Annotated in this window: 12 protein-coding genes; 6 read left to right on the top strand and 6 right to left on the bottom strand. The window is 69.1% G+C overall.

Annotation, left to right across the window (positions count from 1 at the left end; genetic code table 11):
* Positions 1–37 precede the first annotated feature (37 nt).
* Positions 38–835 carry a sulfite exporter TauE/SafE family protein gene (locus V2J18_RS20190; protein WP_336132709.1) on the top strand — a complete coding sequence of 266 codons (798 nt, stop codon included), beginning with the start codon at positions 38–40 and terminating at the stop codon, positions 833–835.
* A gap of 276 nt (positions 836–1,111) precedes the next feature.
* Positions 1,112–4,039, top strand: a complete 2,928-nt coding sequence (locus V2J18_RS20185) for a TonB-dependent receptor (RefSeq protein ID WP_336132708.1) — start codon at positions 1,112–1,114, stop codon at positions 4,037–4,039.
* Positions 4,040–4,613: 574 nt separating this feature from the next.
* Here V2J18_RS20185 and V2J18_RS20180 read toward each other — a convergent pair.
* The 4 genes from V2J18_RS20180 to V2J18_RS20165 form a co-directional block, all read right to left on the bottom strand.
* Positions 4,614–5,372: an endonuclease/exonuclease/phosphatase family protein gene (locus V2J18_RS20180; RefSeq protein ID WP_064749379.1), complete on the bottom strand. Its 759-nt coding sequence runs from the start codon at positions 5,370–5,372 to the stop codon at positions 4,614–4,616.
* Positions 5,373–5,397: 25 nt separating this feature from the next.
* Complete coding sequence (locus tag V2J18_RS20175) at positions 5,398–6,273, bottom strand: thiol:disulfide interchange protein DsbA/DsbL (RefSeq protein ID WP_336132707.1); 876 nt, start codon at positions 6,271–6,273, stop codon at positions 5,398–5,400.
* A 144-nt stretch (positions 6,274–6,417) separates the two neighbouring features.
* Positions 6,418–7,083, bottom strand: coding sequence for a thiol:disulfide interchange protein DsbA/DsbL (locus V2J18_RS20170; RefSeq protein WP_064750031.1), 666 nt, complete (start codon positions 7,081–7,083; stop codon positions 6,418–6,420).
* 246 nt (positions 7,084–7,329) lie between these two features.
* Positions 7,330–8,202 carry a c-type cytochrome gene (locus V2J18_RS20165; RefSeq protein ID WP_336132706.1) on the bottom strand — a complete coding sequence of 291 codons (873 nt, stop codon included), beginning with the start codon at positions 8,200–8,202 and terminating at the stop codon, positions 7,330–7,332.
* Between the two features lie 172 nt (positions 8,203–8,374).
* On the opposite strand from V2J18_RS20165, the gene yihA reads away from it, so the two are divergent.
* Complete coding sequence (gene yihA, locus V2J18_RS20160) at positions 8,375–9,040, top strand: ribosome biogenesis GTP-binding protein YihA/YsxC (RefSeq protein ID WP_064746679.1); 666 nt, start codon at positions 8,375–8,377, stop codon at positions 9,038–9,040.
* A gap of 28 nt (positions 9,041–9,068) precedes the next feature.
* Here yihA and V2J18_RS20155 read toward each other — a convergent pair whose 3' ends face one another.
* The gene (locus tag V2J18_RS20155; RefSeq protein WP_336132705.1) at positions 9,069–10,721 is read right to left on the bottom strand and encodes an alpha-glucosidase; all 1,653 of its coding nucleotides are present in this window, start codon (positions 10,719–10,721) and stop codon (positions 9,069–9,071) included.
* 290 nt (positions 10,722–11,011) lie between these two features.
* Here V2J18_RS20155 and V2J18_RS20150 point away from each other — a divergent pair, with 290 nt between their 5' ends.
* The 3 genes from V2J18_RS20150 (at position 11,012) to V2J18_RS20140 (ending at position 17,217) form a co-directional block, all read left to right on the top strand.
* Positions 11,012–13,822 carry a TonB-dependent receptor gene (locus V2J18_RS20150; protein ID WP_336132704.1) on the top strand — a complete coding sequence of 937 codons (2,811 nt, stop codon included), beginning with the start codon at positions 11,012–11,014 and terminating at the stop codon, positions 13,820–13,822.
* A 216-nt stretch (positions 13,823–14,038) separates the two neighbouring features.
* Entirely contained in the window at positions 14,039–15,532 is a 1,494-nt protein-coding gene (locus V2J18_RS20145) for an MFS transporter (protein ID WP_336132703.1), read from the top strand.
* Complete coding sequence (locus V2J18_RS20140; RefSeq protein WP_336132702.1) at positions 15,529–17,217, top strand: alpha-amylase family glycosyl hydrolase; 1,689 nt, start codon at positions 15,529–15,531, stop codon at positions 17,215–17,217. Before V2J18_RS20145 ends, V2J18_RS20140 begins: the two co-directional genes overlap by 4 nt.
* A gap of 238 nt (positions 17,218–17,455) precedes the next feature.
* Here V2J18_RS20140 and V2J18_RS20135 read toward each other — a convergent pair whose 3' ends face one another.
* Positions 17,456–18,487, bottom strand: a complete 1,032-nt coding sequence (locus tag V2J18_RS20135) for a LacI family DNA-binding transcriptional regulator (RefSeq protein ID WP_064746674.1) — start codon at positions 18,485–18,487, stop codon at positions 17,456–17,458.
* Positions 18,488–18,524 lie beyond the last annotated feature (37 nt).

Below are 18,524 nucleotides of genomic sequence, written 5' to 3'. Positions count from 1 at the left end.
TCGGGTCCCGGCGAATCGTCCCGATGGGAGTGCATGCATGGCGGTATGGCTGGTGTTTCTCGCGCTCGGCGCCGTCGCGGGCGTACTCGCCGGCCTGCTCGGCGTCGGCGGCGGTCTGGTGCTGGTCGCGGCCCTGGCCTGGATCGCGCCATGGATGGGCATTCCGCAGGAAGCCGCCATGCACACCGCCCTGGCCAGCTCGCTGGCCAGCATCGTGCTCACCGCGACCGCTTCGGCGCGCGCCCACGCCAAGCGCGGCAGCGTGATGTGGCCGACGGTGCGCTGGATGGTGCCGGGGCTGCTGCTCGGCGGCTGGCTCGGCAGCCTGGTCGCGGTGCGCATCGACGGCGACTGGCTGCGCCTGATCGTCGCCGGCTACTGCCTGATCGCCGCGGCCCAGCTGCTGTTCGGCAAGAACCGCGCCGCGCTCGCCGACGGTGCGCCGCCGCCGCAGGGACTGCCCTTGTCGGCGGCGGGCGTCGGCATCGGCGCGGTGTCGGCGGTGGTCGGCATCGGCGGCGGCAGCATGACCGTGCCGCTGCTGGTCTGGCGCGGCGTCGCGCCGGTGCGCGCGGTCGGCACCTCGTCGGCCTGCGGCGTGGCGATCGGCCTGGCCAGCGCGGTGGGCTATGCGCTCAACGCCCCGGCCGGCGCGTTGCCGGCGCACGCGATCGGCTACGTCTACCTGCCCGCGGCGATCGGCGTCGCGCTGGCCTCGGTGCTGGCCGCGCCCTACGGCACCCGGCTCGCACACCGCCTGCACGGCGACACCCTCAAGCGCGTGTTCGCCGGCTTCCTGATCCTGGTCGCGGTCAGCCTGCTGCTGGGCGGCTGAGCCGGCGTCGGCGCGGCCGCGGCGCGCGCGGGCCGCACGAGGACGCCCGTCCCCGGGCCGGGCTGAACGGGCGACTGCACGACGCCGTATCGACCGTGCGTCCGTTGCCGGCGTCGAATCCCGGCCGAAACTGGGACCGGTTTGGCAAGACCCTCCTGTTTGCGCCTTGTGGCGGATTCACAGATTGTTTACAACCTCTCGATGCCTTCCGACCGATCGGACGGCGTGCCAATAGCCAGCAGAGCTAAGTCACATAACTTGAGGGAGAGAGAGTCGATGAAAGTGTCGCGTCGCCATGCCCTGGCGAAAGCCATCCAGTTGTCCCTGTTGATCGCACTGCCCGGGTTCGCCGCAGCCCAGGACGCCGCTCCCGCCAAGGACGCCACCACGCTCGACACGGTCCAGGTGACCGGCACCCGTATCAAGAAGGCCGAGATCGAAAGCCAGGTCCCGGTCCAGACCCTGACCCGCGACGACATCGAACGCACCGGCCTGACCTCGATCGGCGACGTGGTGCAGGAACTCACCGGCGCCGGCTCGGCGCTCAACACCAAGTTCAACTCCTCGGGCAACTTCGGCTTCTCGCCGAACGGCGACGGCATCGGCGCCGGCTCGGCCCAGGTCGACCTGCGCCACCTCGGCCCCAAGCGCGTGCTGGTCCTGGTCGACGGCATGCGCTGGGTCAACGAGTCCTCCGCCTCGGGCGTGGGCGCGGCGACCGACCTCAACACCATTCCGCTGGCCATCGTCGAGCGCATCGAAGTGCTCGAGGACGGCGCGTCCTCGCTGTACGGTTCCGACGCCATCGCCGGCGTGGTCAACATCATCACCCGGCGCAACTTCGAAGGCGGCCAGGTCACCCTCAACTACGGTCAGTACGGCAAGGGCGACGGCGAGCTGCAGGGCGTCGACCTGGCCTACGGCTTCAACACCGACAAGGCCAATCTGTTCCTCGGCCTGAGCTACGTCGACCAGGATCCGGTGTTCTCGCGCGACCGCGCGCTGTCGCGCGTGCCGGTGCCCGGCCTGGGCGTGGAGACCGGCAGCTCGGCGACCCCGAACGGCCGCTTCATCATCACCCCGCCGACCGCCAGCACCGCCTGCCCGCTGACCGACACCGACGACGATCCGAGCACCCCGCCGATCCCGTTCTGCAACATCACCACGCCCAACGGCAGCAGCTTCCCCAACGGCGTGCGCTACCCGCAGGACTTCATTCCGTTCACCGGCGCGAACCGCTACAACTTCGCCCGCGAGAACATGCTGCTGACGCCGTCCAAGCGCACCGGCGCCTTCGCCCAGTTCCGCTATCACTTCAACGACAACGTCCAGGCCTACGTCAAGGCGCTGTACAACCGTCGCGAATCGGTCAACCAGGCCGCGCCGGAACCGCTGTTCCTCGGCCTCGACGCCGGCACCGGCAACATCTGGTCCGAGCACATCACCATCTCGCGCCTGAATCCGTTCAACCCGTTCGGCTTCGACCTGACCACCGAGGGCGCCAACCCGAACCTGGTCCTGCTCGGCCGCCGTCCGGTCGAGGGCGGCCCGCGCATCTTCGAGCAGCAGGTCGACACCCAATACATCGCCGCGGGCGTGGAAGGCAGCTTCGACGCCGGCGACCGCACCTACTTCTGGGACGTCAACTTCGCCAGCAACAAGAACGAGGCCGACCAGACCAACCGCGGCAGCTACAACATCCGCAACATCAACATCGCCCTCGGCGATCCGGCGGTGTGCGCTGCGACCCCGGGCTGCGTGCCGCTGAATCTGTTCGGCGGTCCGGGCACGATCACCCCGCAGATGCTGAGCTGGATCAGCCCGATCGTGCGCGACCGCAGCGAGCAGAAGCTGCAGACCTTCACCGCCAACCTGTCGGGCGACCTGTTCGACCTGTGGGCCGGCCCGCTGTCGTTCGCGGCCGGTTACGAGTACCGCAAGTACGAAGGCTTCTACCGCCCCGATCCGATCACCGTCGCCGGCTTCTACAACGGCACCCAGTCGCTGCCGACTAAGGGCGAGTACGACGTCAACGAAGCCTATGTCGAGCTGAACCTGCCGCTGATCAAGGAAGGTTCGTTCGGCAAGAGCCTGGACCTGAGCCTGGCCGGCCGCTATTCGGATTACTCGACCTTCGGCGGCCAGTTCACGCCGAAGTACGGTCTGCGCTGGCAAGTCGCCGACGAGTTCCTGCTGCGCACCACCTACGCCGAAGGCTTCCGCGCGCCGTCGATCGGCGAACTGTTCGGTTCGGCCAGCCGCGCCGACCTGCAGCTCAGCGATCCCTGCCTGATCTCGATCACCGGCGCGCCGCCGACCGGCAACCGCGCCAACTGCGCCGCGCTCGGCGTGCCGGCCGGCGCGACCCAGGCCAACAGCCAGATCTCGGTGCAGACCGGCGGCAACCCGGACCTGGAGCCGGAAACCGCGCGCAGCTTCACCGCCGGCTTCGTCTACAGCCCGGCCTGGGCCGCGGGCGTGCCGTGGTCGGACAAGTTCGACTTCGAAGTCACCTACTACCGCCATTCGCTGGAAGGCGCAGTGCAGGCGATCGACGCCCAGACCCAGCTCAACCTGTGCGTGCAGACCCTCGACCCGACCTACTGCAACGGCATCACCCGTTCCAGTGTCGGCGGCATCAACTCGTTCGAGAACAAGCTGACCAACCTGGGTTCGATCAAGACCTCCGGCTGGGACATGGACGTCTTCTGGACCCTGCCGGAAACCTCGTGGGGCCAGTTCAAGCTCAGCTGGCAGAACACCTGGGTGACCCAGTACGACGCGGTCGGCGCCGCCGGCCAGGTGCAGCCGCGCAAGCCGGGCGTGGAAGTCAACGACAGCGCGATTCCGGAGTGGACCTCCAACGCCACCGTGTCGTGGAAGCGCAACGCCTGGAACGCCTCGTGGACCATCCGCCACATCTCCGAGCTCGACGAAATCTGCCAGGCCTCGGCGCTGGACTCGCCGTACTGCGACGACTCGGTGACCGGCGAGAACAAGCTCGATGCGATCACCTACCACGACCTGCAGGTGGGATATCACATCGACTGGCTGAAGGGGCTGCAGATCACCGGCGGCGTCAACAACCTGTTCGACAAGGATCCGCCGGTGTGCCTGTCGTGCTCGCTCAACGGCTACGACGCGTCCACCTACGACATCCCGGGCGGCCGCTTCTTCTACCTGCGCGCGGACCTGCGCTTCTGATCGCGGCTCGGTTGATAGACCCGATCGCGGCGTAGCTCGCTACCCGCAGCAACCCGAACGGCCGGTGGGCGACCACCGGCCGTTTCGTTTGTGCCGCCGCTTGAGTAGAACCCGAAGGGGACAGGCATAGGGTATGAGCGACGCGAGTCGCGACGCGTAGCCGCGGTCTCGCGCCGTCGCCTCTGTAGGAGCGGCGTGAGCCGCGACGCGTTGTTCCGATTGCGCCGTCGCCGCGAGATCGCGGTCGTGGCTTGCGCCGCTCCTTACCCCTAAAGCCGTCTGTCGCTTCGGTGGCGACGATGACGGTGTTGGTTCTGCGCGCTCCCGGTCGCGGCTTATGACCGGAGGAAATCCCCGTGGGACGCCGCTCCTACAGGCGGGTCGACGTCTCGGTCCCGATCGGGCGGCGCTCGGTCGGGGGTAGGAGCGACGCGAGTCGCGACCGCGTAGCCGCGATCTCGCGCCGTGGCCTCTGTAGGAGCGGCGTGAGCCGCGACGCGCTACTGCCGATTGCGCCGTCGCCGCGGGGTCGCGTTCGCGGCTTGCGCCGCTCCTGCTCTGAAGCGCGGGGGCTTCAGCGCAACGCGCTTTCCGGGACGTCGAGTTCCAGCGACAGGGCGAGGTGGTCGGACTGCGCGGCTGGCACGGCGCGGGCGCCGGCGAAGCTGAGGCCGTCGCCGAGCAGGATGTGGTCGATCGCGCGCTGCGGGCGCCAGCTGGGGAAGGTGGCCAGCGGTTCGCTGGGCGGCTGCAGGCGAGTGTTGCGGAACAGGGTCTGCATTTCCGGGCGATCCGGCGAGCAGTTGAAGTCGCCCATCAGCACCGCGTGCGGGTGGTCGTGCAGCAGTTCGGCGATGAAGGCCAGTTGGCTGGCGCGCGAGCCGGAGCCGAGCGAAAGGTGGGCGACGGCGACGGTGAGGCCGTCGTCGTCCTGGCCGTAATGGGCGATCAGCACGCCGCGGCCGGAAATGCGGCCGGGCAGGGGATGGTCGACGACTTCGCGCGGTTCGAGCTTGCTGAGCAGGCCGTTGGCGCTGGAGGCGACGCTGCCGACGCGCCGGTTCGGCTGGTGGCTCCAGTACTCGAAGCCGGCGCGCTGGGCCAGGTAGTGGGTCTGGTTGGTGAAGCCCGAACGCAGACTGCCCGGATCGCTTTCGTTGAGGCCGACGATGTCGTGCTCGCCGGCCAACTGGGCGATCGTGTCGAGGCTGCCGCGCTTGTTGCCGGCGGGCAGCACGTGCGACCAGCTGCGCGTCGCGTAATCGCTGTAGCGGCGCGTGCTGGAGCCGGCCTGGATGTTCGCGCTGAGCAGGCGCAGCCGGCGTGTGGTCATGCCAGGTCCCTGAGCTGCGGGCCGATCAGCCCTTGGCCGGAGCCGCCGGGGCGGCCGCCGCGGCCGGCGCCGGAGCGGAGGCGCCGTCGGCCGGCGCTGCCGGTGCGGCGGCCGGGGCCTGCATCGCGGCGCGTTCGCGCGCGACCAGGTGATCGGCGACGCGCAGCATGTCGGCGAAGCCCTTCTCGGTGGTGACCAGGTACTTGCCGTTGATCACCAGCGAGGGGCTGGCGCTGACGCCGGAGCGCTGCATGAACTGCTCGGCGCGCTTGAGCTTGGCGTTGATCGCGAAGCTGTTCATGGTGCCGATGAAGTCGGCCGGCTTGGCGCCGTACTTGGCGTAGAAGTCGCCGAACTGTTGGTCGGTCACGCTCTGGTAGGGGAGGGTCTGCTCGATGTGCACGGCGCGGAACATCGCCTCGTGGGTCTTCTCCAGCAGGCCCAGGGTCTGGGCGGTGTAGAAGGCCTTGGCGAACGGGATCGGGTTGCCGCCGAACGGGCCGGCGACCGGGGTGAACTTCACGTCCGCGGTCTGCTTCTTGCGCCAATCCAGCAGCTGCGGCTCGAACTGAGCGCAGTGCGGGCAGGTGTAGCTGAACACTTCGGCGACTTCGATCTTGCCGGCGACCGGCTCGTAGGCCTGGCCGGCGGGGATTTCCTGGAAGTCGGTGCCGGCGACCGGGGCCGGGCCGGACGGCGGGGTGGCGACGGCGGCCGGCTGGATCGCCGGTTCTTCCGGGGCGGCCGGCGCGGCCGGGGCGCTGTCGGCCGCCGGTGCGGCGGCGTCGGCCATCGGCGCGCTCGGGGCTGCGGCGGTGTCGGCCGGGGTTTCGGTCTTGTTGCAGGCCGCCAGCGCGACCAGCGCGGTCAGCATCAGCGGAAACCGGGACAGCGAAGCCATGCGTGAATTCATCGATGGAGTCTCCACAAAGCGATCGGAATGCGATCAGTCGAAGGGGCGGGCGCGCGCCGGTGCGTCGCGGCTCCGCCGGGAACGGCCGCCAGGATAGCGGCCGTCATGGGCGAGCGGGAGTGCAGGCCGGGTTCAGCGCTTGCCCGCGGTGGCGCGCTCGCGCGCGATCAGATGGTCGGCGACGCGCAGCATGTCGTCGAAGCCCTTCTGGGTGGTGATGCGGTACTTGCCGGCGACCACCATCGACGGGGTGCCGTCGACGCCGCTGGCCATGATGAAGGCCTTGGCCTTTTCCATCGCCTGGTTCGTGGCCGGACCGGCCATGCCGGCGGCGAAGGCCTGGGCGTTGGCGCCGAACTTGGCGTAGAAGGCGGCGATCTCGGCCGGGGTGGCGTTCTGGATCGGCAGGCTGCGCTGCTCGTGCAGGGCCTTGAACACCGCCTCGTGGGTCTTGCCCAGCAGCTTCATCGACTGCGCGGTGTAGAAGGCCTGCGCGTACGGGGTCCAGTAGCCGCCCCACGGCGCGGCCAGCGGAACGAAGCTGACGTCGGCCGGCTGCTTGGCGCGCCAGGCCGCGACCTGCGGCTCGAAGTGGGCGCAGTGCGGGCAGGTGTAGCCGAACACCTCGACCACTTCGACCTTGCCCTTGGCCGGCGCGAACGGCTTGCCGCCTTCGATCACGACGTAGTCGACGCCGATCTCCGGCGCAGGGCCGGCCGGGGTGCCGGCCTTGGGCGCGGCGGCGGCGGCGAAGGGAAGGGCGGCGAGCAACAGCAGGGCGGCCAAGCGCAGTTTCATCGGTGATCTCGTCGGTGGTGGCTCGCGGCGAACGGCGCTCGTCGCGGGGCAGGGCGGACATAAAAAACGCCGGCGCTAAGGATAACGGCCGGCGTCTCAACCAGGAGTGTCGGAATGGACCGGCGCGGCGGCACGGAAGTTCCCGCGTTGCGCAAAGTGACCGGGGTCACGCTCGGCGCGGCGGCCGCGGAAACGAAAACGCCGGCCTGTCGCCAGGCCGGCGTCGGATCGCGTTGCGCGTGCGGTTCAGCCCTTGGCGGGCGGCGCCGGCGCGGCGGCCGGGGTTGCGGCGGGCGCCGCCGCCGGGGCCGGCGCTGCCGCCGGCGTGGCCGGCTTGGCGGCCGGAGCCGGCGCCTGAGCGGCGGCCACGTCGTCGGCGCGCGGGTGCAGGCCCTGCAGGTAGCTGGACAGCGAACCGATTTCCTCGTCGGTCAGCTGCTTGGCCACGCTGGCCATGATGTTGAACAGGTGCGGGTCCTTCTGCGCCGTGGTGCCGGCGCGGTATTCCTCCAGCCGGCGCTGCGAGTAGGCCGCCTGCTGGCCGGCGATGTGCGGATAGGCCGGGCCGGGATTGCCGGCGCCGCCGGGGCCATGGCAGGCCATGCAGGCCGGGATGCCGCGGGCCTTGTCGCCGGAGCGGAACAGCTGCTCGCCGACCTGGTAGAACTTCTTGTCCTTGTTCGGACCGGCCGCGATCACGGTGTCGTCGGCGACGCCGGCGCCGGACTTCTGGGTCGCGAAATAGGCGCCCAGGTCGCGCGCGTCCTGGTCGCTGAGCGCGTCGGCGTAAGGCTTCATCGCCGCGGCCATGCCGGTGTTGCGCTCGCCGCTCTTGAACAGGGCGATCTGGTGCGCGATGTAGCGCTCGCTCTGGCCGGCCAGGCGCGGGTACTGCGGATCGGTCGGGTTGCCGTCGAGGCCGTGGCAGGCGGCGCAGGTGCCGGCCTTGGTCGCGCCCGCCTTGACGTCGCCCCACACCGGCTTCGGGCTGCCGGACAACGGCGCGGTCTGGACCGGTTCCTTGTCGGGAATCGGGGTGACCGTGGTCTGTGCATACGCAACGGCGGCAGCCGCGAGGGCGACGAGGCCGACGAGGCCGAAGACGCGGGCTTGGCTCATGTAGCTGGGCTCCGAACTACTGGCTTGCTGCGGGATGGGCTGGCGGACGGCTGGCGCCCGGCGCGGCACGCGCGCCGGAACCTCGGAATTATCAGGGTCGGCCCGGACCGGGTCAACGCGGGTTCAGGCGCCGGCGGCGCGCCGAGGCGCCGGCGCATGCGATCCTAGTGCGATGACCAATCACCTCGCCCGTGCCCGCTACCTGCTGTCGGCGCACAACCACAAGCAATTGCCGCCCGACGGCGGCTACGAGGTCGCGTTCGCCGGCCGCTCCAACGCCGGCAAGTCCAGCGCGCTCAACGCCCTGTGCCAGCAGAACGCGCTGGCGCGCGTGTCCAAGACCCCGGGCCGCACCCAGCAATTGGTGTTCTTCGACGTCAGCCCGCCTTATCGTGGCCCCGAGCCGGCGCCGGAACCGGACCGGTTCCTGGTCGACCTGCCGGGCTACGGCTACGCCAAGGTGCCGCAGAACCTGCAGGCGCACTGGCAGGCGTTTCTCGACCGTTACTTCGAAACCCGCCAGGCGCTGCGCGGCCTGGTGGTGGTGATGGACATCCGCCATCCGCTCAAGGACTACGACCGGCACATGATCGGCTATGCCGCCGGCCGCGGCCTGCCCGCGCACGCGCTGCTGACCAAGGCCGACAAGCTCGGTCGCGGCCAGCAACAGCAGCAGCTGATGGCGGTGCGCAAGGAACTGCAGTCCGCGTTCGGCGACACGGTCAGCGTGCAGACCTTCTCCGGCGAGTCCAAGCAGGGCGTGGACGAAGCGCGCGCGGTGGTGATGGGCTGGCTGGGGTTGAACGAAGCGCCCGCCGAGGCGGCGCCCGCGCCCTGAGCGCCGTCGGCGTGCCCGCGCGCGGCGCTCAACCCGGCGCGCGCGCCACGTACACGCCGTAGCCCGGCAGTCGCAGGCGGCCGGCCTCGACCGTGCCGGACGGCAGGCCGTGACCTTCGTCGACGCTCCAGGCCGCGCGTTCGCCGAGTTCCAGCGCGACCGGGGCGGGGCCGAGGTTGAACGCCAGCAGCATCGCCTGCGGGCCCTCGCCACGGACGAAGGCCAGCACCGGTTCGGGCGTGTCGAGGAAGGCGATCGCGCCCTGCAGCAGCGCCGGATGGCGCTTGCGCCAGGCGAGAAAGCGGCGCAGGCGCTGCAGCGGCGAGTCCGGATCGCGCTCCTGCGCGGCCACGTCGAGGCCGCGGTGCGCATCGGCGATCGGCAGCCAGGGCGTCGCTTCGCTGAAGCCGGCCAGTGCGCTCGCGTCCCACGGCATCGGGGTGCGGCAGCCGTCGCGGCCCTTGAAGGTCGGCCAGAACGCGATGCTGAACGGGTCGCGCAGGGCCTCGAACGGCAGTTCGGCTTCCGGCAGGCCGAGTTCCTCGCCCTGATACATGCATACCGAGCCGCGCAGCGAGCAGGTCAGCGCGCTGAGCATGCTGGCGAACTCCGGCGGCGTCCCGCCGCGGCCCCAGCGCGACACCACGCGTTGCACGTCGTGGTTGGAAATCGCCCAGCAGGGCCAGCCTTCGCGCATGGCGGACTGCAGGGTCTGGGCGGTGCCGCGGATGTGCGCCGCCGAATAGTCGTCGGTCAACAACTCGAAGCTGTAGCCCATGTGCAGGCGGCCGTGGCGCGTGTACTCGTCCATGGTCGCGATCGAGTCTTCCGAGGAGATCTCGCCCAGCGACACTGCGCCCGGGTAACGGTCCAGCAAGGCGCGCAGGTCGGCGAGGAAGTCCAGGTTCTCGGGCTGGTTGTTGTTGTAATAGTGATACTGGAACGCGTAGGGATTGTCCGCGCTGAAACCGCGCCCGACCCGGAGTTCCGGCGGCTTGGGCGGGTTGTCGCGCAGTTGCGCGTCATGGAAGCAGAAGTTGATCGCGTCCAGGCGCAGGCCGTCGACGCCGCGGTCGAGCCAGAAGCGCACGTTGTCCAGCACCGCCGCGCGCACCGCCGGGTTGTGGAAATTGAGGTCCGGCTGCGAGGACAGGAAGTTGTGCAGGTAGTACTGCTGGCGGCGCGGTTCCCAGCGCCAGGCCACGCCGCCGAACAGCGACATCCAGTTGTTCGGCGCGGTGCCGTCGGCACGCGCGTCGGCCCAGACGTACCAGTCGGCGTAGTCGTTGTCGCGGCTTTCGCGACTGCGCTGGAACCACTCGTGCTGGTCGGAGGTGTGGCTGAGCACCTGGTCGATCATCACCCTCAGGCCCAGCGCATGCGCCTTGGCCAGCAGCCGGTCGAAATCCTCCAATTGCCCGAACAGCGGATCGACGGCGCGATAATCGGCGATGTCGTAGCCGAAGTCGGCCATCGGCGACTTGAAGAACGGCGAGATCCAGATCGCATCGACGCCGAGGCCGGCGACATAGTCGAGCTTGTCGATGATGCCGGGCAGGTCGCCGACGCCGTCGCCGCTGAGGTCGCGGAAGCTGCGCGGGTAGATCTGGTAGATGACCGCGCCGCGCCACCATGCGTCGTTGCGTTGGGCGGCGGCGGTCGGAAGGCTGGCGGCTGGCAAGAGAAACCCCTGATGGTGTGCGGTCGGCGTGCTGCATCGCCGCGATGCGCGGCAGCTTACCGCCGCCGGTTGCGGGCGCCGTCGCAACTGCATACGTATTCATGGGAGCGCGGCCGGAAGAACTGCGACATGAATGCGACTGCCCGCCATGAATACGTATGCAGAACCCGCTGCGCGGCGAGCGGCTTGCCTAACATGCGCTCGGACCGAGGGCGCACGCATCGCCCCGGCGGACGCAGCGCGACGACAGTGCGCGCGCGCCACGACACACAGCGCTTCTGGAGGGGAGCATGTCGACACTCAAGCCGGCTACGCCGCAATCGCAATTCAACCGCCACCTGCTGACCGCGGCCCTGGCTTCGCTCGGGCTGTGCAGTTCGTGGACGGTGTGGGCCGCCGACGCTCCCGCGCCGCAGGACGCGCCGGCCGCCGCCGCGCCGACCGAGCCCTCGACCGCCGCGCACGAACTCGACGCGGTCCAGGTCACCGGCAACCGCCGCGTGCAGTCGATCCAGAAGTACGCCGGCACGATCCAGTCGTTCAGCGGCGAGGACCTGACCAAGCTCGGCATCAACACCGATTTCCGCAACCTGCAGGCGGTGGTGCCCGGCCTGCAGATCACCCGCCAGGAAGGCAAGTACGAGATCTTCCTGCGCGGCATCGGCGCGGCCGACTCGGACTTCTCCTCCGATCCGTCGGTGGCGACCTACTACAACGGCATCTACCTGCCGCGTCCGCGCTCGATCGGGCCGATGTTCTTCGACGTCGACCGGATCGAGGTCAACAAGGGCCCGCAGGGCACGGTGCGCGGCCGCAACGCCACCGGCGGCTCGATCAACGTGATCTCCAAGCGCCCCGAGCTCGGCGTGACCAGCGGCGGGCTGAAGGTCGGCGCCGGCAACCACGATTTCACCACCGCCGAGGGCGTGCTCAACCTGCCGATCGGCGAAACCTTCGCCCTGCGTGCGGCGCTGTTCGACGAGGAGCGCTCGTCCTACATCGACAACGGCTATCCCAAATCGCTGTTCGGCGCCGAGGGCCCGGGCGCGATCGACAATCAGGCCCTGCGCCTGTCGGCGCTGTGGGAGCCGAACGACAAGTTCTCGGCTTACGTGATGCTGGACAAGGTCACCGAGCGCGGCACCGGCGACCCGGGCCTGTTCGCCGAACGCGGCCTCGCCGCCGGCTACGACATCGACGACCTGTCCGATCCGTTCCGCCAGTACTTCCGCACCCAGGGCAAGACCACCAACGACATCGAGGGCGTCGCGGCGACCTTCACCTACGCGTTCAACGACGCGGTGTCGGTGGAGTTCAACACCTCCTACCGCAAGTACGACTTCTACAACCGCAACGCCTCGCGCGAGTGGCAGCTGGGCCCGGTGTACCCGGGCTCGGACCGCGAGGCTTACCACAACCCCGAACGCCTGGCCTGGTACGACACCTTCTATCAGGCCGACAAGTCCAGCTCGACCATCAACGAACTGCGCTTCTTCGGCGACACCGGCAAGCTGATCTGGTCGGCGGGCCTGTTCAACTACGAAGAGAAGTACGACTACGTGTCCTGGGACGTCGGCAACGGCTACTTCGGCGATTGCGACTGGTGGCGTCCGGGCACGATCTGCGGTTGGCAGGACGGCCTGGGCGGCGAGAACCGCGGCGACAATTCCAAGGTCGAATCCAATGCGGTGTACGGCGACTTCAGCTTCGCCGCGACCGATTCGCTGCGCCTGATCGGCGGCGTGCGCTACACCCGCGACAAGAAGATCGCGCGCGAATCGAACCTGAAGTACCAGTTCGTGATTCCGGAAGGCCTGTTCCAGCAATTCACCGGCCAGCCGGTCAATACCGCCACCAACCCCTACACCACCGGCCTGGTGCTGGGCTCGCCGGGCTTCCGCCTGGCCGCGCCGGGCGGGCGTCCGGGCGGCGATCCCAGCGTATGCACCGGCTGGACCCCGGCCGAACTGCGCTGCGACCCGGGCGCCAACACGCTCGACTACTTCCTCGGCGGCTTCGCCGGCTTCGGCGTCGACGACAACTGGGCCCAGTTCCTGCGCCAGAACCGCGACCAGATCCAGGTCATCGCGCGCTCGGACTTCCCCGGCGGCCGGAGCGAGGACGTGTACAAGGACAGCTACGTCGACTGGCGGGTCGGCTTCGAATACGACCTCTCGCCGCAGGTAATGCTGTACGGCACCGTGTCCACCGGCACCCGATCCGGCGGCATCAATCGGCCGCTGTCGCTCAACGACGGCACCGCGCTGGCGCCGACCTTCGAGCCGGAAGAGCTGACCTCGTACGAGGCCGGCATCAAGGGCGACTACGTCTGGGGCGAAACGCCGGTGCGTTTGAATGCGTCGGTGTTCTACTACGACTACCAGAACAAGGTGCTGCAGAACCTGATCGACGTGCCGGCGCCGACGCCGACCAACCCGAACGCGACCAGCCGCCAGGTGTTCAACGACAACGCCGCCAACGCCAGCGTGCTCGGCCTGGAACTGGAAGGCCGGGTCGGCCTGCCGTACGGCTTCGACCTGGGCTACAACTTCACCTACCTGGATGCGACCTTCGACGACTCCAAGGTGCTGGACACGCGCTCCGGCGGGCTCGGCCTGATCGTGCCGCTGGACGGCAACCGCCTGCCGAACACCTCCAAGTACAACGCCAATGTCAGCTTGTCGCAGACCATCGACATCGGCCGCGGCGCGTTGAGTTCGTTCGACTGGACGGTCAACCTGACCTATCGCTCCGACTACTACCTGACCGCGTTCAACAGCCGCGGCTTCGGTCTGGACGCGGCCGGCAACGTGATCGAAGTTCCGCTCGCCGACATGGCCTTCAACAACGGCTCCAACCCGGCCGCCGGCGGCGGCCCGGCCAGCGGCCTGGCGATGCGCGACGACGTCGACGGCTTCCTGACGGTCAATGTGTCGGCCGGCCTGAACTTCGGCAGCGACAACCAGTTCCGCATCGACGGCTTCGTCTCCAACCTCACCGACGAGGTCTATTCGGGCAAGGGCTTCATCAACAACGCCACCAACATCCGTTACTTGAATACGCCGCGGATGTACGGGATCCGGTTCTCGTCGCAGTTCTGACCGGATAAGAGCAAGGCAAAGGCGAATCCCCCGGCCCCCTTTTTCAAAAGGGGAGCCGGATGCGGACGCTCGGGGTGCGACGTGGTGTGATCGACGTCGCCGCCCTGCTTGTCGCCCCCCCTTTGACAAAGGGGGGATCGAGGGGGATTTGCTTTTGACCCGGCCTCGTCCGTCCGGCGCGGTTGTCCCAACCCGCTTCATGCCAGTATCCAAGCCATGACCGATCGCCACGACGCTCCGTCCCGCAAGCCGCAGCTGTCGTTCTGGCAGATCTGGAACATGTGCTTCGGCTTCCTCGGCATCCAGTTCGGCTTCGCCCTGCAGAACGCCAACGTCAGCCGGATCTTCCAGACCCTCGGCGCGGCCATCGACGACATCCCGATGCTGTGGATCGCCGCGCCGCTGACCGGCCTGATCGTGCAGCCGATCGTCGGCTATCTGTCCGACCGCACCTGGAGCCCGAGCCTGGGCCGGCGGCGTCCGTATTTCCTGATCGGCGCGGTGCTGGCCTCGCTGGCCTTGCTGGCGATGCCCAACGCGCCGTTCCTGTGGATCGCGGCCGGCCTGCTGTGGGTGCTGGACGCGTCGATCAACATCTCGATGGAGCCGTTCCGCGCGTTCGTCGGCGATCAGCTGCCGCCGCGCCAGCGCCCCACCGGCTATGCGATGCAAAGCTTTTTCATCGGCGTCGGCTCGGTGGTCGCCAGCGCGCTGCCCTACGTGCTGGCGCACTACGGCGTCGCCAATACCGCCATGCCCGGCGAGGTGCCCGACACGGTGCGCTACGCCTTCTACGCCGGCGGCGCGGTGCTGCTGCTGTCGGTGGGCTGGACGGTGCTGAGCACGCGCGAGTATCCGCCCGAGCAACTGGCCGAGTACGACGAAGCGCCGCCGGCGCCGCCGCATCCGCCGCGCGACCGGGTGCGTTGCCTGCTGCTCGGCGCGGCCTGGGTCACGGTCGGCGCGATCCTGGCCGTGGCGATCTCGATGGCCGCGCTGGACCGCCAGTTGTACGTGTTGGCCGGCATGATCGCCGCGTTCGGCCTGGCCCAGTGCCTGCGCGGCGTGGTGGGCGAGGACAGCGGCTTCGCCAGCGTCATGGACGACCTGCACGGCATGCCGCCGACCATGCTGCGCCTGGCGGTGGTGCAGTTCTTTTCCTGGTTCGCCTTGTTCGCGATGTGGATCTACACCACGCCGGCGGTGACCCAGTTGCACTACCACAGCAGCGACACCGCCTCGGCCGCCTACAACGACGGCGCGAACTGGGTCGGCGTGCTGTTCGCCGCCTACAACGGCTTCGCCGCGCTGGCGGCGGTGGCGATTCCGTGGATGGCGCGGCGCTGGGGCCTGCGCTGGAGCCATCTGGTCAACGTCTGCCTGGGCGGCGCCGGGCTGATCTCGATCGCGTTGATCCGCGACCCGCAGTGGTTGCTGCTGTCCATGCTCGGCGTCGGTTTCGCCTGGGCCTCGATCCTGTCGCTGCCTTACGCCCTGCTGTCGGACAGTTTGCCGGCGGCCAAGATGGGCGTGTACATGGGCATCTTCAACTTCTTCATCGTCATTCCGCAGCTGGTCGCGGCGAGTTTGCTCGGCTTCCTGCTCAAGACCTTCTTCCACGGAGAGCCGGTATGGGCATTGGTGATCGGCGGCGCGAGCCTGGTCGTCTCGGGCCTGTGCGTGCTGCGGGTGCGCGAGCCGGGCGCATGAGCCGCTTGGCGTTGGCCGCGCTGGCGCTGGCGCTCGCCGGTTGCGCGACGGCCGGGTCGAGCGCGCCGGCGGCTGCGCGCGACTACTACGGCACGCTCGAACCGATGGCCGCCGACGCGGTGTACTTCGTGGTCACCGATCGCTTCGTCAACGGCGATCCGAACAACGATCAGCGCGAGCAGGGCGGCCCGGACCCGGCCACGCGCAGCTTCGACCGGCCGGTCGCGGGCGCGCCGGCCGGCGAGAGCGACAACATCGGCTATCTCGGCGGCGACTTCAAAGGCCTGCTCGACAATGCCGGCTACATCCGCGACATGGGCTTCGGCGCGGTCTGGCTGACGCCGATCGTCGACAACCCCGATCAGGCCTTCACCGGCGGCGAGGCGGTGACCTGGGGCGGCGCCTTCCAGGACCGCGGCAAGACCGGCTACCACGGTTATTGGGGCGTGGACTTCTTCCGCCTCGACGAGCACCTGCCCAGCCCGGGGCTGGATTTCGCTGCGTTGACCGCGGGCCTGAAGCGGCATGGGCTCAAGACGGTGCTCGACATCGTCGCCAACCACGGCTCGCCCTCGTTCACGATGCCGCAGGATCAGCCCAAATACGGCGAAATCTACCGCGACGGCGTGTTGGTCGCCGACCACCAGAATCTGCCGCCTGAGCGGCTGGACCCGCAGCGCGAGCCGCTGCACCGCTTCTTTCGCCCCCAGAAGGATCTGGTCCAGTTGTCCAACCTCGACGACAGCAACCCGGCGCTGCTGGAGTACTTCGTCGATGCCTACTCGCAATGGCTGGATCAGGGCGCCGACGCGCTGCGCATCGACACCATCCGCCACGTGCCGATGCCGTTCTGGCGCAGTTTCGCCGCGCGCCTGCGGGCCAAGCGGCCGGGCTTGTTCATGTTCGGCGAGGCCTTCGACTACAAAGCCGAGAACATCGCGCCGTTCACCTGGGCCGAGAACGGCGGAGTCAGCGTGCTCGACTTTCCGCTCAAGGAACGCCTGGCCGAGGTGTTCGGCCGCGGCCGCGCCGATTACGCCCGCCTCGACGAGCGCCTGTACCTGCAGGACGGGCCGTACGCGAACCCGTACGAACTGATGACCTTCTACGACAACCACGACATGGCGCGGCTGGACGCCAGCGACGAAGGCTTCATCGACGCCAACCACTGGCTGTTCACCGCGCGCGGCATCCCGGTGATCTATTACGGTTCGGAAACCGGCTTCCAGCGCGGCCGCGCCGAGCATGCGGGCAATCGCAACTACTACGGCCAGGCGCGGGTCGATGCCGGGGCCGCGCATCCGATCCATGCCGCGCTCAAGCGCATCGCCCGCGTGCGCCGCGACTCGCCGGCCCTGCAGCGCGGCTTGCAGTTGAACGTGCTGCTGCAGGGGGACCGCGCCGCGTTCTATCGCGTCTACCAGCACGGCGACACGGCGCAGATCGCGCTGGTCCTGCTCAACAAGGGCGATGCGCCGGCGGACTTCGTGGTCGCGCAGTACCTGCAGGCGGGCACCTGGCGCGCGGCCTTCGGCGGCGCCGAGACGGTGATCGGAAAGGGCGAAAGCCTGCGCGCGCAGGTGCCCGCGCACGGGGTGCAGGTCTATCTGCTCGACGCACCGGTACGCGATCCGGGCCTGGCCGCGGCGTTGGATCGGGCCATGGCCCACGCCCGCCGGCGCTGATCGCGCCTGCGGGGCCCCAGTCTGCGAAACCGGCCGGAACGGCTTCCCCTCTTTCGAAAAAGGGGCTAGGGCGATTTGCTTTTGCTTCAACGCCTACCCGTCGCCTTGGACGCGAGCGCGGTAAATCGCTCGCTTAGTACGGGCAGCGGTGCGGTATTGCATCGCCGCGACTGTTGCGGCTTATGACCGCAGGACGTTTCGCGGGACGCGGGCTCCCGCAACGGGCGGCAACGCCCGCTTAGCCGGCGCCGCAGGACTTGCGCACCACCAGCGAGGTCGGCAGCCGCACGCTGTGGGCTTGCTCGCCGTGGATCAGCTTCATCAGCGTGTCGACCAGCAGCTCGCCGGCCTGCTTGGTATCCTGGAAGATCGTGGTCAGCGGCGGGTGGGCGAAGCGCGCCATCGGGATGTCGTCGAAGCCGACCACCGACACGTCTTCCGGCACGCGCAGGCCGTGTTCGGCGAGCGCACGCATGGCGCCGATCGCGATCAGGTCGCTGGCGGCGAAGATCGCATCGAACGGCAGCCCGCGTGCCAGCAGCTCGCAGGCAGCCGCGTGGCCGGCGTCTTCGGCGCTTTCCGCGTCGACCTGCAGGGCGCGGTCCAGCGTCAGCCCCGCGGCGGCCAGGGCCTGCTCGCAGCCGAGGTAGCGGTCGAGGAACTCGGGATAATGGCTGGAGGCGTCGCCGAGGAAGGCCACCCGCCGCCGTCCCAGCGCCAGCAGATGCGTGCCGGCTTGGCGGCCGCCGCCGAGGTTCTCGCAGCCGATCGACAGCCCCGGCTGGTCCGGCAGCACCGCGCCCCAGCGCACGAAGCGGGTGCCCTGTTCGACCAGTTTCTGCAGCTTGCCCTGGTAGGCCAGGTAGTCGCCGTAGCCGAGCAGGATCAGGCCGTCGGCCTTCATGCTGTCCTCGTAGTCGCCGGCCCAATCGTCGGACAGCTGCTGGAACGAGATCAGCAGGTCCTGGCCGTGGCGGGCGCAGGCGCGGGTGATCGAGCCGAGCATGGACAGGAAGAACGGGTTGATATGCGACTCGTCCGGGGTCGGGTCCTCGAACAGCAGCATCGCCAGCGTGCCCGAGCGCTGCCGGCGCAGGCTGGAGGCGTGGCGGTCGACCTTGTAGTTGAGCTCGCGCACCACCGCTTCGACCCGGCGCCGGGTCTCGGCGTTGACCAGCGGGCTGCCGCTGAGCACGCGCGAGACGGTGGCCTGGGACACGCCGGCCAGATGGGCGATGTCGACCGAGGTGGCTTTGCTCTTCTTGCGCATGGGCCGCAGTGTAGCTCTGGGGCGGGGATTGGGGATT

This window comes from Lysobacter firmicutimachus (assembly GCF_037027445.1).
GTDB lineage: Bacteria > Pseudomonadota > Gammaproteobacteria > Xanthomonadales > Xanthomonadaceae > Lysobacter > Lysobacter firmicutimachus.
This window is presented reverse-complemented; position numbering and strand designations above follow the sequence as displayed.